At 60.9% G+C, this 13,113-nt stretch carries 11 protein-coding genes and 3 pseudogenes; 9 read left to right on the top strand and 5 right to left on the bottom strand.

The window, feature by feature from the left end; genetic code table 11:
* Window positions 1-125 precede the first annotated feature (125 nt).
* From FHG71_RS23400 to FHG71_RS24655, 3 genes are all read left to right on the top strand, one after another.
* Complete coding sequence (locus FHG71_RS23400) at window positions 126-518, top strand: hypothetical protein (protein WP_176559279.1); 393 nt, start codon at window positions 126-128, stop codon at window positions 516-518.
* Window positions 508-1,449 carry a DUF7146 domain-containing protein gene (locus FHG71_RS04055; RefSeq protein WP_139080320.1) on the top strand — a complete coding sequence of 314 codons (942 nt, stop codon included), beginning with the start codon at window positions 508-510 and terminating at the stop codon, window positions 1,447-1,449. The genes FHG71_RS23400 and FHG71_RS04055 overlap by 11 nt, the downstream gene beginning before the upstream one ends.
* A gap of 165 nt (window positions 1,450-1,614) precedes the next feature.
* Entirely contained in the window at window positions 1,615-2,397 is a 783-nt protein-coding gene (locus FHG71_RS24655; RefSeq protein WP_139080319.1) for a helix-turn-helix domain-containing protein, read from the top strand.
* A 180-nt stretch (window positions 2,398-2,577) separates the two neighbouring features.
* On the opposite strand, the gene FHG71_RS04045 is transcribed toward FHG71_RS24655, so the two are convergent.
* From FHG71_RS04045 to FHG71_RS04030, 4 genes and pseudogenes are all read right to left on the bottom strand, one after another.
* Window positions 2,578-3,132, bottom strand: a complete 555-nt coding sequence (locus FHG71_RS04045; protein ID WP_139080318.1) for an HAD family hydrolase — start codon at window positions 3,130-3,132, stop codon at window positions 2,578-2,580.
* Between the two features lies 1 nt (window position 3,133).
* A complete protein-coding gene (locus FHG71_RS24695) occupies window positions 3,134-3,871 on the bottom strand; it encodes a DNA-processing protein DprA (RefSeq protein WP_425467320.1) in 738 nt (245 codons plus the stop codon).
* 233 nt (window positions 3,872-4,104) lie between these two features.
* Entirely contained in the window at window positions 4,105-4,767 is a 663-nt protein-coding gene (locus tag FHG71_RS04035) for a phosphoribosyltransferase (protein WP_139080316.1), read from the bottom strand.
* Window positions 4,768-4,996: 229 nt separating this feature from the next.
* Window positions 4,997-5,361: pseudogene (locus FHG71_RS04030) on the bottom strand (integrase core domain-containing protein); the annotation flags it as partial.
* Here FHG71_RS04030 and FHG71_RS24195 point away from each other — a divergent pair.
* Window positions 5,323-5,484, top strand: a pseudogene (locus FHG71_RS24195) (IS110 family transposase); the annotation flags it as partial. The pseudogenes FHG71_RS04030 and FHG71_RS24195 sit on opposite strands and share 39 nt — an antisense overlap.
* A 132-nt stretch (window positions 5,485-5,616) precedes the next feature.
* Here the strand turns inward: FHG71_RS24195 and FHG71_RS04025 are convergent.
* A pseudogene (locus FHG71_RS04025) lies at window positions 5,617-6,969 on the bottom strand (IS701 family transposase).
* Between the two features lie 1,256 nt (window positions 6,970-8,225).
* Here FHG71_RS04025 and dbpB (FHG71_RS04020) point away from each other — a divergent pair.
* The 5 genes from dbpB (FHG71_RS04020) to FHG71_RS04000 are packed head-to-tail and all read left to right on the top strand — an operon-like array spanning window position 8,226 to window position 13,082.
* Complete coding sequence (dbpB, locus tag FHG71_RS04020) at window positions 8,226-9,353, top strand: DGQHR domain-containing protein DpdB (protein WP_139080314.1); 1,128 nt, start codon at window positions 8,226-8,228, stop codon at window positions 9,351-9,353.
* The gene (gene dpdA, locus FHG71_RS04015) at window positions 9,350-10,717 is read left to right on the top strand and encodes a tRNA-guanine transglycosylase DpdA (RefSeq protein ID WP_218014024.1); all 1,368 of its coding nucleotides are present in this window, start codon (window positions 9,350-9,352) and stop codon (window positions 10,715-10,717) included. Before dbpB (FHG71_RS04020) ends, dpdA begins: the two co-directional genes overlap by 4 nt.
* A complete protein-coding gene (gene dbpB, locus FHG71_RS04010; RefSeq protein WP_139080313.1) occupies window positions 10,632-11,768 on the top strand; it encodes a DGQHR domain-containing protein DpdB in 1,137 nt (378 codons plus the stop codon). The genes dpdA and dbpB (FHG71_RS04010) overlap by 86 nt, the downstream gene beginning before the upstream one ends.
* Window positions 11,765-12,523 carry a 7-cyano-7-deazaguanine synthase QueC gene (gene queC / locus FHG71_RS04005; protein WP_139080312.1) on the top strand — a complete coding sequence of 253 codons (759 nt, stop codon included), beginning with the start codon at window positions 11,765-11,767 and terminating at the stop codon, window positions 12,521-12,523. The genes dbpB (FHG71_RS04010) and queC overlap by 4 nt, the downstream gene beginning before the upstream one ends.
* Window positions 12,516-13,082, top strand: a complete 567-nt coding sequence (locus FHG71_RS04000) for a VUT family protein (RefSeq protein WP_139080311.1) — start codon at window positions 12,516-12,518, stop codon at window positions 13,080-13,082. The genes queC and FHG71_RS04000 overlap by 8 nt, the downstream gene beginning before the upstream one ends.
* The last annotated feature ends 31 nt before the right edge of the window (window positions 13,083-13,113 follow it).

Genomic DNA, 13,113 nt, shown 5'->3' with positions numbered 1-13,113 from the left:
CTGCGCCAAAGGGGTCCCGTTTGGACGCCGATCACCCCGGAAGCGGGGTCCTTATTCCATGCTGATCAACATTCGACCAACTGCCCGGCGGAAAGAGGGCCAAAGGCAGCAGGTCTGGTCGCCTCATGCCATCGCTGCCACGCAAATGTCCGGCCTGCAGCTTCGTCCGGCCAGCTACCGTCCATGCCTGCCCCTCCTGCGGGTTCAAGCCCGAGCGCCAGTCGTTTGTGGAGACCATTGATGGCGAGTTGGTGGAGATCGGTGACACTGCGAGCCGCGAGCCCTCGTTCGCGGAGCGGCAGCGGTTCTGGTCCATGGCTCTCAGCCTCGACGACGAGCGGAGCAAAAACGGACGACTCGCCAAGGCGCTCTACAAGGACCGCTTCCGTGTTTGGCCCCGTGGGCTGATGGACGACAGGCTCCGGCCCGACGTTGTTTTCCGAGCCTTCGAGTGCAGCCGCCGCATCGCCTATGTGAAGCGGCGCGCCAAGGCAGAGGAGGCCTGCCATGCGACATGAGCGCAGAGACGTTCTCGATCAGGCCAAGGGGCGCTGGAAAGGCATCCTGGGCCATCTAGGCCTGCCTGACCAGTTCCTTAGACCCAAGCACGGCCCCTGCCCCCTTTGCGGAGGCAAGGACCGCTATCGGTTCGACGACCTGGAGGGCCGGGGAACATACTACTGCTCCGGATGCGGACCCGGTGACGGAATCGGACTGGTGATGAAATTCTTTAGCCTCGACTTCCTGACGGCCCTAGATCGGGTGCGCGAGACCCTAGGCATGGCTCACCCTGCACGACCAAAGGCCGAGATTAGCGAGGAGCGACGGCTCGAGCTTCTACGAGAGCTGTGGACGACCTGCCGTCCTGTCATGCCGGGCGACGTGGTGGATCGCTACCTGACTGCGCGTGGTATCGGGGAGAAGGTCTATCCCGAGACGCTGATGACGTGCGAGAGTTGCTGGTTCTCAGAGCGCGAGCATCACCCGGCGATGGTGGCCGTGGTGTCGGACCTCGAAGGGCAGCCGGTCACGATGCATCGCACCTACCTTGCCGAGGGCCGGAAGCTTGATGTACCCGAGCCCCGCCGCCTTATGCCCGGGAGGATCCCGCCGGGCTCTGCCATACGACTTGCCGCACCTGGGCGTGTTCTCGGCATCGCGGAAGGGATTGAGACAGCGATGGCTGCCTCACACCGCTTCGATCTGCCTGTATGGGCTGCTCTCAACGCGACATTTCTGGCTCAATGGGAGCCGCCCAAAGTGGTAGAGAAGGTCGTTATCTTTGGTGATTTTGACGCTAAGTTCGGAGGGCAGAAGGCGTCCTACACCTTAGCTCATCGGCTCAGGTCTCAGAAGGATGGCCCAGCCGTCGAAGTCCAACTGCCGGGTCACCATATCAGCGTCCCGCCGGATACGGACTGGGCTGACCTTGTCACAAGGAGAGCGTGATGACAGGCCCGTTTCTCGAGGAGGCGTGTCGCGGGAAGTCCGGGCTCCGGCATGCCACAGGCTGCAGAAAAATGAGAGTCATCGGTCCTCTTGGGGCCCACTTCGCGCGACCGGATAGCACGGTGAACATCCGCTCCGAGCAGCGCCCGGACCGGCTGAGCTACAATGGTGCTGCCCCTGCCCTCCATCGCGCTAGAAGGTCGCCAGGCTTTGCCTGCAGTTTGTCCGAACAGAGGGCGGTCAAGCAGGATCAGGGCAATGACTCCGGATGAACAAACCCTTGAGCGGCTCAGCGGCCAAGAGCTTGCCGACTGGCGTCAGAACGCTGGCCTCACGCAGGCTCAGCTCGCCCAAGCTGCCGGTGTCGGCCGCCATGCGGTGAGCTACTGGGAGACCAAGTCTATCGTCGACGAGAGGCAAAACGCCCCCCGGCGGATGCTCGCAGTGCTGGGCATCAAGGTGGAGCGTGCCGTAATTGCGGACCAGTACGCGCACGCGGGCGCGCACGCGCGGGATGGGGTGTTAGTCTCGGAGATGGAACGGCAGGCGCTGGAGCGCCTGGAGGCGCAGCAGAAAGCGCGACGGGCGGCGCAGGCGGCGCGAGAAGCCGCCCGTATGGCCCGTGCCGCGGCGGCCAAGAATTGGACGTCTAATCCCTCAGCTTCATCTCCAGCGCACCGCATGTACTGCGGCGCACTCACACGCAAGAAGCAGCCCTGCCGTATGCTGTCTGAGCCCGGCCGAAGGCGCTGTAAGTTCCACGGGGGCAGGTCAACCGGACCTCGAACACCCGAGGGACGAGCCCGCATCGCTGAGGCGCAGTTCAGGCGGTGGTCAAACTGGAGGACAAGACGGCAGACTGCTTCGAATATAGCAAGCGAGGGTGATGGATCGGCTTGCAATGTCATGTCCAAGCACGACGTGTGGCCAGAGTCAGAAGTTCGCTGACAGAAACGCCTCATGTTGTTGAGAATATCGTTGGCGGTCTTGGGCCATATGAACGGTTTGGGATCCGAGTTGCTGGCCTCATTGTAGCGCCGGACTCCCGCTCCCAGAGCCTGGGCGCCGTGGAAGGCGCCGCGCTGGAACTGGTGCCTGACAGCAGGGCAAACCAGCCCTCGACCATGTTCAGCCAAGAAGTTGACTTCGGCGTGAAGTGCAGTTGATGGAGCGGCCGTTGGGCAAGCCAGCGGTGAATAGGAAGTTTTGCAACTCACCGACGGTCTTGAACAAGTAATCTGGCGATGAAGCCGCCAGCGCATCTACGTCAGTTGCACCCCACGCCGATCCGATAGCTGTAACCCCAGCAGCACGCGATGCGGCTGTATCCTCTGGTCTGTCGCCAACATGATAAGTATCCGCCTGTCGTGCCCCGGCCTTCCTCATAGCAAGCAGCAATCCTTCAGGATCTGGCTTTCTGCGACTTACCTGGTGATAGCCAACAACGATATTAATTGGCCAACGGTGCTGCTGAATAAAGGATTTAGCCACCATGTCCGGGCTCTTCGTCACAATCGCGAGAGTTCTCTTCACAGAATGCAATTCAGCGAGAAGCTCGTTGATACCTTGATATATAGGAAGCTTTGAAACGGCCACCATAACTGCGCTCCAGTTCTTTGCCGCCCTGAGCCTTTCGACCGAACTGGTGTCAACGAGCGTCTGATCGAAGTCGAAGATGATCAATCTACAGATCCCACGTCAGTTGCTGGCGAGTTCCACGCCCCCTGGGGAGGTCGGCGCTTGTCTCAAGACTTCCAATCTGGGGTGGAATTTCAGCAAGGAAGCTTAGTAGCGCCTCACCGTCCGGTATCGGACGCGCACGACCCTCCTTAATCAGTTTTTGATTGCCACGTGTCTTTTCGAAGCTCAGCCATTTATTAGGGTGAGAGATACATGCCAATGATCGCTGTTGCTCAAGAGCGAAGCGCACTGTATGCATGGTGCCCCCCTTTTCGTCGGTTTCGATTACGAGCACCCCATCAGATAAGCCACTCTGGATGCGATCGCGTTCTGCAAAAGCTGCTCGTACTGGCGTCATGCCGAGCGGGTACTCGCTTACTAAACACCCCCCTGTCTCGAGGAGCCGCACCGAAAGGTCGCGGCTTGAAACTGGATAGATCCGGTCGAGGCCGTGCGCCATTACAGCAACCCCAACTCCGTTGCCCTCTAGGCAGCCTTCGTGTCCAAAAGTGTCGCATCCATGTGCCAGGCCGCTGACAATGGCGAATCCGGCCTGGGCGGCGCTCTGGCCGGAGCGACGCGCCACTTCTGAGCCGAACTCAGTAGGTTCCCGGGTTCCTACGACTGCAAGAGATCGCGGAGCGTCTAAGCCAGTCGGGTCACCCTTCACGAATAGGACGGCAGGCGGGTCGCCGATGCCTCGCAACCGATGCGGGTACCCTTCGTCGTGAAAAGAATACATCGTTAGGCCCGCGTCGATACTTGCGTCGAACTTATCTGCCGCCGCTCTCCAAGCATCCTGAAGAGCGTCCTCGGATAAGCGGGCTCTTATCGCGCGAGCGACTATGTCCCGGCGGTAAGCCTCCCCATCTTCGACACGGCCGGGGTCGGTGACGATGCGCAAGGCAGCACGCCTGCCCACGCCCTTCAAACTCATCAGCGCCATTAGAGCGATGATCGAGGGAGACTTACGGGTCATATCCGTCCTTTCGCCAACCAAGCGTGGTCCTGCGGTTCGCCGCTCTGCCAAAGAGAGTCCCAACGCTGTGGCACATGGTCGTTAGTAAGGTCTCCCCAGTAGGCTCGTCGTGCCGTCTTCCCAAGCGCAACTCCACCAACTTGGATGCCAGGGTTAGCATGGATGAGAGCTTGGGCGATCCGCGACATCGTACCGCCACGGGTGATGAAGTCGTCTACGACGAAGACAATGCGGGCATCGATAGGTGCGGCAACATAAGAGGCGGCGTCGAGCGCTGCGCTACGATCCGCCGCGTTGTAGATCTTGTGTATCGGCTGGTGCGGCTGCTTGCGGATGGCTTCGGTGGTAAATCGCAGACCAGCCGCGTCAGCAGCTACCTTGGCGAGACGTGAGACATAACTATCGGGCGTGGCAGCTACTTCTCGAGAAGAGATTGCTGGCACAATGATGGTCGTTTTGGGATCGAGATCAAGGGCTGTAATCAGCTCGGGAAACGCGACAGCGCATGTCTCGGCGGCGCCTGATAGTGCCGCGTTGTCCTTGTCCTTGAAGCGAATGAAGCGACGCGTCCACCGATCGCTCCGGTCGTCTGTAATCTTATATGCAAGTGTAAATGCACCACGCAGCCCGACACCGTCATCAAGTCGCCGAAATGTCATCCACCCAGCGAACTCGCTCCAACCAGGCAATTGATTCTCCGTACTAAAGAAATCAAGAGACAAAGCCGCCTAGTGGAAGACTGTGGCTGACTCTGAACTCAGCCCCAACTTCAAGCAGAATGAGGCAGATGTAGGGCTAGGAAATGGAACAGTGCGAACCTGACCGGCGCAGAGTTACCTCGCACCTGCTGGCGGCTGATCTGGCCCCTGTTTCACTGAACACCCAGGTGGTTGCAGTTTGGGCGGCGATGAACTCGCGAGGCGAGCGCATCTTCAGCTCGGAGTGCGGGTGGTGGGTGTTGTAGTCCTCGAACCAGGCGGGGAGCAGTCCGAGGACGGCCTCGGCATTGGGGAGCGGGGTGACCTGGACGTAGTCGCGCTTGAGGGTGCGCACGAACGCTTCCGAGATGCCGTTGCTTTGGGGGCTCTTCACCGGGTGAAGCAGGACTTCAGCCCGAGTTGGCGGGCGAAGATGCGGGTGTACTTGACGGTGTAGGGCGAGCCGTTGCGGCTCGAAGATCTCCACGGGCTGGGGTACATCATCCTGACACGGACCAGCGCTTCCCAAGCCTGAAAGCTTCGGCCATGGGTATCGCCAAGCGGCGCGACGCCAAACGGGCGAAGGTCGCGCTGGCGCGCAAGCCCGCGGTCATCCTCCACCGCATGTGGGTTGATGCCACCGAGTTCCTCTGGACCAAAGCCCCGGCAGTTGTCTGAGGAGGAGTGTGATATGGTCGAAGCGGGGCCAGGAACGGCGCCGCTTCCGCTGAGGTCCCGTCGCTGGGACGGAAGTCTGGCAAGACCGGGATTGATGCAGTGGAAGCCTCGAGCAAACCACGCGCCTTACCACTACTCTGCCATCTTCATAGCCCGAGGTGGTAAGGGACGGGCTGGCGGCAGTGCGGACAGAGCCGGGCGAAGGCGCGGAGGCTGGCCACGAGCTCTCGGCGCACCTGTGTCAGGGAAAGAGCGGGCGGCGGCCCCGGGCTGGTGGTGGTTTTTCCTCCCGAGCCGCAGATGCTGCAGGAAGGCAAAGGCGATCATCGTCAGGAACGCGTGGTGATGCAGGCCCCGCCAGCTGCGGCCCTCGAAGTGGTCGAGGCCGAGCTCTTCTTTTATCTGCTGGTGCATCTGCTCGCAGACCCAGCGGCCCTTGATCAGCGCGGCCAGGCTCTCCAGCGAGGCGTCCTCGGGCGCGTTGCTCAGATAGTAATTGCGCCCGCCGCTAGCCCGGTGTTCGCACACCAGCCACGCCGCTGCGCCCGGCAGACGCCGGTTGCGCGCGATCCGTGGGCCATCGGCCACCCGGACCCGAAGCGTGGCGAAGTCGGCCGTGAGATCCCGCTTGGTGCCGCGCCGCCACGACAAGGTCCGCCAGCTTGCGTCCGGCAGGTCCGCGACGACCGCCTGCGCACTGCGGCTGCGAGCTGAAGACACTGGATGCTTGGGTCGCCGGCCGGTTGGTCGCACCGGGGCTGGCGCGATTACCGCATCAGCCGGGTAGACGGTCTGGACCGGCAAGATGCCTACCACCCAGGTGAGATCCTGCTTCGACAGCGTCTGCCGGAAGTCGGCCACCTTGCCGTACTCGGCATCGGCCAGCACCGCCCCGAAGCGCGCCCCGGCGGCTCTGATGCGATCGATCTCGTCCAAGGCGATCTGCCACTTGGGCCGACCAGGGATCGCCTCTGGCATCCCGGCTCGCGCCCGCCGCACCGCATCTTCGGCCCAGTCCTGCGGCAGGAACAGCCGCAGACCCACGCAGACCGGCACCCCGCGGCGGGCGAGGGTCAGCGAGACCAGGGCCTGGCAGTTGGCCCTCTTGCCCAACTGATCACAGTACTGGCGCGCCACCCCCACCGAGTGGCGCCCCTGCTTCACCAAAGCGTTCGCCTTTCGGCTCACCGTCCACCACCAGCACAGCGTCCGGCCCGCCCACCACCCGGTCGGCGGCTCCCACCAGCTCCTCTTCGAGCGGCTCACACCGCCAGGGCGAGGTGGAGATGAAGTGATGCAGCTGCTGAACATCTCCGGGCGCCACGCGGGCCGCCATCGGCTCCACGCTCTTGCGCTCGCCCGGCCCGAGAAGTCCTTGCAAGTAGACCGGCGCCCAGTGGCGCTGCTCGACCCGGCCGAGCCGGGCCAGGAAAGGAGCGAGCCAAGCCTCAAAGGCGGCCTGCCATCGGTTGCGGTGCTGGTCATCACGGCGCCTCCCGTGAACACCACTAAAGCCCACCGCATCAACTTGGCCGAGACGTGCTGAGGTCCGGCAGAATGTGGCAGGCCGACTTGTGGTCTTCAGAGGCCTTCCTGAGTTGGTAACTGCTTCTGTAGGGGCCAAGCCCAATGATCTCGAGAACGACAGTTATGGTCACCTGGGACGGACTTGGCTGGCAACAGTTATCGGGCAGCATGGCGCAACACTCGACCGCAGTTTTCGTGACTTCCTCAAGAAGCCTCTTGCAGTTTTTGCGAGCAGAAGCGACCTATCAATGATGGCGTGGGGCTCGCGGAGGACATATGCCCGTCGTGATCACAAGTTGCTCGAAGCGGAAACGGGTATCGCCCGTTTCCGTCCTATGCGCCGGCACTTTGACCAAGGGGCCGCTAGATAGAGTAGCTTGCGAGTGGCAGTCCCGCGTGCGTGCCGCAACGTGCAACCTTCCAGCGCTGGACCTCTACTCGGGGCGGCATTTCTATGAGGCAACTCGGGCGTCTGCAGCGCTTCAGGCAGAGCTATTTGTGGTTTCGGCTGGGGTTGGCGTGCTGCGCGGCGATGAACTGGTTCCACCTTACAGTCTCACAGTAACCGCAGGTTCTCCCGACAACATTCTCAGCGTGATCGAGGGTGCGCGCGCTTCATCTGACTGGTGGCGTTGTCTCTGCCAAGGCTTCGGGGGGCGCTCAGGCTTAATGAAGGCTGCAGCCTCGTCCGATGATGCTGACGGTTACATCTTTATAGCTCTTCCGACACCTTACCTTGTGATGGTCGAGGATGACCTGCAGGGCTTTAGTGAGGGGCAGCTTTGTCGAACTCGGGTCTTTACTAGCGCATCCTTTCGCTTCCGCAACAGCGCCCTTGACCGACTACGGATGCCCTACGATGCGCGCCTCGATGGCCTTGAAAGCCCCTGCCCAGGAACGGCTACTGACTTTCCAGCACGAGCCTTGCACCATTTTGCGACCGAGCTCCTGCCTCAGTTGCCTCAGGGCAGTTGCGAGGAGCACGCGAATCTCATCACTCGGTGCCTCTCCGGATGGTCCCTTCCTAGGCGACCTGAGCGTACACGCCAGTCGGACAGTGAACTCCAGGAGATTATTCGAGCAAACTGGGGCCATGCAGGTGGTAGCGCTTCACGTATGCTTCGATGGATTCGCCAAGAACGCGGCATGGCCTGTGAACAAGGCCGGATGCGGGAACTCTATGCAGTCATCCGACAGGAGATGGAGGAGGCCTCATGAACGGCCGAGACCAGCAACTCGTCGTCAGGGCCGTGAAGGCCCAGCAAGGGGAGCACGTCAATGTCTTCGCCTTCTTTCTCTATGGCTCCGACATCACCCGCATAGCCGACATCAGTCGAATCACGCGAGACGAGGGAGAGTTGAAGGGCTTTCAGAGGAGAGAGATTCGCGAGCACGTCAATGCCATCGTAGAGTTCCTCGACAGCGGCCCCGTTCTCTTCCCGAATGCGGTGATTCTTGCTCTGTCGTCAGAGGCGGAGTTCCGGAACGCACGTGGGTCAAAGCCAGACGGTATGACCGATGTCGCTGACGTCGGTACCCTAAGCATCCCTATTCGGCCGGAGGGGCAGCGCGCCGCCTGGATTGTGGACGGGCAGCAACGCTCATTGGCCTTGGCAAGGTCCAAGAACAGCCAGATCGCAGTGCCGGTGGTCGCCTTTGTCTCGCCCGATCTTGAGACCCAACGTGAGCAGTTCATTCTCGTGAACAAGGCAAAGCCACTGCCGACCAGGTTGATCAACGAACTGCTTCCTGAGGTGGCTTCGCTCCTTCCCAGAGATCTCGCAGCTCGTCGCCTGCCTAGCGAACTCTGCAACGCCCTGAACAGGGATCCCCGGTCTCCCTTCTTCCGCCTCATCAAGCGCGCCTCGGATACAGGGGATGAGCAGGGGGTGGTTACCGACACTGCGCTGGTCGAGGCAATCAGGTTGAACCTAAAGCCGCCCCTGGGGGCGCTCAGCCAATACAAGCCGGTGAGTGGAGAGGGAGGGGATGCCGAAGGCATGCTCCGGGCGCTGATCCTTTACTGGTCTGCAGTCAAGGAGACGTTCCCGGAGGCTTGGGGGCAGCCAGCGACAGAAGGCCGGCTGATGCATTCCGCCGGGATCAGAGTCATGGGTGCCCTGATGGACCAGATTATGCTGCGGGCTGACTCATCTTCGTCACCCGAGACTGAGGTCAGAGACTCGCTTGCGCGGCTTGCACCGCACTGCTGCTGGACCAGTGGAGTTTGGGAAGGTTTGGGCTGGCAGTGGAACGAGGTGCAATCGACACGGCAGCACATCTCGCGCCTAACGGAACATCTGACCCGGCTGGACCGCGACCTGGCGAGGCCGGTCCGATGAAGTTCATTTACGCGGACAGCTTGGACCTGGTGGATCCTGGCTATGACTTCATCGAAGACCGAAACGCGTCTGGTCGGTCTCCGTACTGGGATGACGCCTATGCCCATGAGATCCTCGGCTACGCGCCTTACGATGGCATCTTGATCTCCCGTGGCATTGTCGGAGGTGACAAAGTCGCTGGGAAATACAGTGAATCCCAAGCCATGCGCATCCGACGTGTCGGTGCGCGAGCCTTCTTACGGCTAGACAGGCAGGGCCTCGACCATCTGCCGATCTTTGGAGATTGTGGTGCCTTCACTTATCACCAAGAAGAGGTGCCGCCCTACACGCCCGAAGATACGGCTGAGTTCTACTCCGACGTCGGCTTCACCCACGGCTGTTCAGTCGACCACATCATCTTCGACTATGACGAGGGTGTTTCCGGGATGTCCGGCGGTACCCCGGAGAATCGGCGCCGGTTCGAAATCACGCTTGAGAACGCGCGCGCCTTCTTGGCCGCTACGCGGCACATGTCGAATACCTTCACTCCCTTGGGGGTGATACAAGGATGGTCGCCAGACAGCATGGCAGAGGCGGCGCGCCGGCTTGTTACGATGGGATACGGCTACTTGGCGCTGGGAGGGACGGTGCCGCTCAAATCACCTCAGGTGAAGGCCTGCCTGCGCGCGATCCGTGACGCCGTCCCAAAGGAGACGCGTCTGCATATTCTTGGCTTCGCCAAAGCCAATGAGATCGACAGCTTTGGCCCGTTCGGCATCACAAGCTTTGACACCACCTCTCCGCTGATCCGGGCCTTCAAGGATGCCAGGGCCAACTACTATCACCCGCTTGGTGACGGGCGGCTAGCGTACTACACAGCCATCCGCGTGCCCCAGGCGCTCGAGAACCCGAAACTTATGCGACTCGTCAAGCGTGGCGTGCTCTCGCAGGAAAAGTTGGTCTCGATGGAGCGCACAGCTCTGAGCGCCTTGCGGGCGTTTGATCGCGGGCAAGGCGGTCTGGATGAGACGCTCGACGCGGTTCTGGCTTACGCAGTGCCAGCCATGCTTGGTGCCACCATCGATGATCTTCCGAGCGCGAGCAGCGCGGCGACGTTGCGCCAACACTACTATCGCACCCTTGCCGACCAGCCCTGGAAGCAATGTGGATGTGCGATCTGCCAGGCGCTCGGCATAGAGGTCATGATCTTCCGCGCCAGTAACCGCAACAAGCGGCGCGGCATGCACAACCTGGGTGTCTACAAGACGCTTATCGAGAACCTGGACGGGAGAGCGACCCATGTCGAGCAAACTGACCTTTTCAGCCATCCAAGCACGACAGAGCCCGCGTCACACAGTCCTGTCCTTCGCAGCGCGCGCCAGTGATCTGAAGCAGTTTGCGACCATCGACCGAGTCGCGCGCGATACAAGTGGACATCTGAGTGGGTTTCAACGCCCGCAGATCGCCTCGCATATCCGGGAGATCAAGGACTACCTTGATCAGGCCGACTCCATCCTTCCAAATCCGATTGTGGTCGCCTTTACGCGCGGCACAAAGGTTGGGCAAGGGGTTGGTCCGAACTGCACGCTTGAGATCGACGTCACCAGCGGTCCGCCTGGGCTGGTCGTCGACGGCCAGCAAAGACTGTCCGCCTTGATGCAGCTAGAGGAGAAGGACTTCGAGGTCCTCGTCTCCGCTATCGTCTGTGAGGATGAAGCAGAACTTCGGCGCCAGTTCGTACTGGTAAACAATACGAGGCCGCTGCCGAAGTCGCTAATCTATGAATTGCTGCCAGGAGTGGAGGGCTTGCCGATGCGGCTCTCCAACAGGGCCTTTGCATCTGCCCTGACAGCGCGCCTGAACTATACGCTGAACTCGTCCCTCTTCACGCAGATTTATCAGCATACAAACCCAGCTGGGCGCATTAAAGACACTGCTATCCAGCGGGTGATCATGAACTCCCTGAATGATGGCATAATGCGGGAGTTCCTTCGCCAGAGCTCAGAGGAGCGAGGAACGAAGCAGTGCTTTGATCTGATCAGTGAGTTTTACCGCGCTGTGGGAATGGTATTCCCCGAGGCCTGGGACCCTAGGCAGACACCCAGGACATCGCGCCTTGTCCATGGCGCTGGCATCATAGCGATGGGGTATGTGATGGAGGTCCTCGCCCTTCTCGAGGGCGCCCGGACTGCAACCCAGTTTGCAAGAGGTCTTGGTTGCCTCGTCGATCGAACCGCATGGACATCGGGCTCGTGGGACTTCGGTAATGGTGATCACCGTAACTGGCGTGCCATCCAGAACGTGAACCGGGACATTGTCACCCTCGCGCAGCACCTGATTAACATCGTCCGGGCCGATATGCGGACTCGCCGGTCTGAATCAGCTGAACACGCCCTAGAACGCGAGGTCTCGGTCCGGGTGGCTGCGGCGTCATGAGTGATATCCATGTGGGGCAGTCGTCCGAGGGAGCTCTAGTCCTCTTTTCAGGAGGGCAGGACTCGACGACCTGTCTTGCCTGGGCTCTGGAAAGGTTTGGGCGCGTCGAGACTATCGGCTTTGACTACGGACAACGCCACTTGGTTGAACTAGCCTGCCGCAAGCAGGTGGCCGCTGAGATGCGCCAGATCCGGCCCGATTGGGCTAGGCGCCTCGGCGAGGACCATACGATCGGCCTTCAGTCTCTTGGGGAAATCTCTGACACCGCGCTGACACGTCTGGTTTCGCTCGAGTTGGATAGCAGTGGCCTCCCCAACACCTTTGTGCCTGGCCGCAACATCATCTTCCTAACCTTTGCCGCCGCACTCGCCTACCGCCGTGGCCTCCGCCACATCGTGGGCGGCATGTGCGAGACAGACTTTTCTGGCTATCCAGATTGCCGAGACGACACCATCAAAGCCCTGCAGGTGGCGTTAAACCTAGGGATGGATCGCCAGTTCGTCCTTCATACCCCGCTCATGTGGATCGACAAGGCTGCAACCTGGGAACTGGCCTTCTCACTCGGCGGCGAGGCTCTGGTCGATATCATCCTGAATGAGACGCACACCTGCTACCTCGGCGAGCGTGGCACCAGACACGTTTGGGGCTATGGGTGCGGCCAATGTCCTGCCTGTCAGTTACGTGCTGCGGGCCATGAGAAGTACCTTTCCACCAAAAATCACATGTCGGCACCGCAGCAGGAGCATCATGTCTGACCTCAACAGAACTCGCCGTAACGAAGGTTTTGCCTTCTTTGCTGCGTTTGCAGCGACCGTGCCGCTTGCCAACTGGCTAATCGGGAACGTCGGTACGTTTTGTGCGCCGCAGGGCCCTTGCGTGATCCCTGTAGGCTTCGGATTCGAAGCACCAAGCGGTGTTTTGGCTGTTGGTGCGGCGCTGGTCTTAAGGGATCTCGTCCAACGGCGATTGGGCCTAGGTTGGTCAATGGTTGCCATCCTAGTGGGAGCGGCCCTGTCGGCAACCTTTGCATCCAGAGAACTCGTTATCGCGTCCACAGCGGCTTTCCTGCTGTCCGAGTTGGCTGATCTCGCGATCTACACACCTCTGCAGCGGCGACGCCTGATGCTTGCTGTGCTCATAAGCGGAGTCGTCGGGCTCACAGTCGATAGTATTGTCTTCCTATGGCTGGCCTTTGGAAGCCTCGACTTCGTGGCCGGGCAGGTCCTGGGCAAGCTTTGGATGGTCCTGATCACCCTCCCGCTGCTCGCATGGCTACGGCAGCGGGACGCACGGTTGGGGCTCTCACCAGCTTAGCAGGCACTCCGGCCAATCACACCGCCGAGCG

Origin of the sequence: Rubellimicrobium roseum (assembly GCF_006152145.1) — a bacterium.
Lineage (GTDB): Bacteria > Pseudomonadota > Alphaproteobacteria > Rhodobacterales > Rhodobacteraceae > Rubellimicrobium > Rubellimicrobium roseum.
This window is presented reverse-complemented; position numbering and strand designations above follow the sequence as displayed.

What these genes read in the sequence shown, in the direction of transcription:
- FHG71_RS23400 (WP_176559279.1), top strand. Translation starts at nt 126, where the DNA reads ATGCCATCGCTGCCACGCAAATGTCCGGCCTGCAGCTTCGTCCGGCCA.
- FHG71_RS04055 (WP_139080320.1), top strand. Translation starts at nt 508, where the DNA reads ATGCGACATGAGCGCAGAGACGTTCTCGATCAGGCCAAGGGGCGCTGG.
- FHG71_RS24655 (WP_139080319.1), top strand. Translation starts at nt 1,615, where the DNA reads ATGGTGCTGCCCCTGCCCTCCATCGCGCTAGAAGGTCGCCAGGCTTTG.
- FHG71_RS24695 (WP_425467320.1), bottom strand. Translation starts at nt 3,871, where the DNA reads ATGTATTCTTTTCACGACGAAGGGTACCCGCATCGGTTGCGAGGCATC.
- FHG71_RS04035 (WP_139080316.1), bottom strand. Translation starts at nt 4,767, where the DNA reads ATGACATTTCGGCGACTTGATGACGGTGTCGGGCTGCGTGGTGCATTT.
- dbpB (WP_139080314.1), top strand. Translation starts at nt 8,226, where the DNA reads ATGAACGGCCGAGACCAGCAACTCGTCGTCAGGGCCGTGAAGGCCCAG.
- dpdA (WP_218014024.1), top strand. Translation starts at nt 9,350, where the DNA reads ATGAAGTTCATTTACGCGGACAGCTTGGACCTGGTGGATCCTGGCTAT.
- dbpB (WP_139080313.1), top strand. Translation starts at nt 10,632, where the DNA reads ATGTCGAGCAAACTGACCTTTTCAGCCATCCAAGCACGACAGAGCCCG.
- queC (WP_139080312.1), top strand. Translation starts at nt 11,765, where the DNA reads ATGAGTGATATCCATGTGGGGCAGTCGTCCGAGGGAGCTCTAGTCCTC.
- FHG71_RS04000 (WP_139080311.1), top strand. Translation starts at nt 12,516, where the DNA reads ATGTCTGACCTCAACAGAACTCGCCGTAACGAAGGTTTTGCCTTCTTT.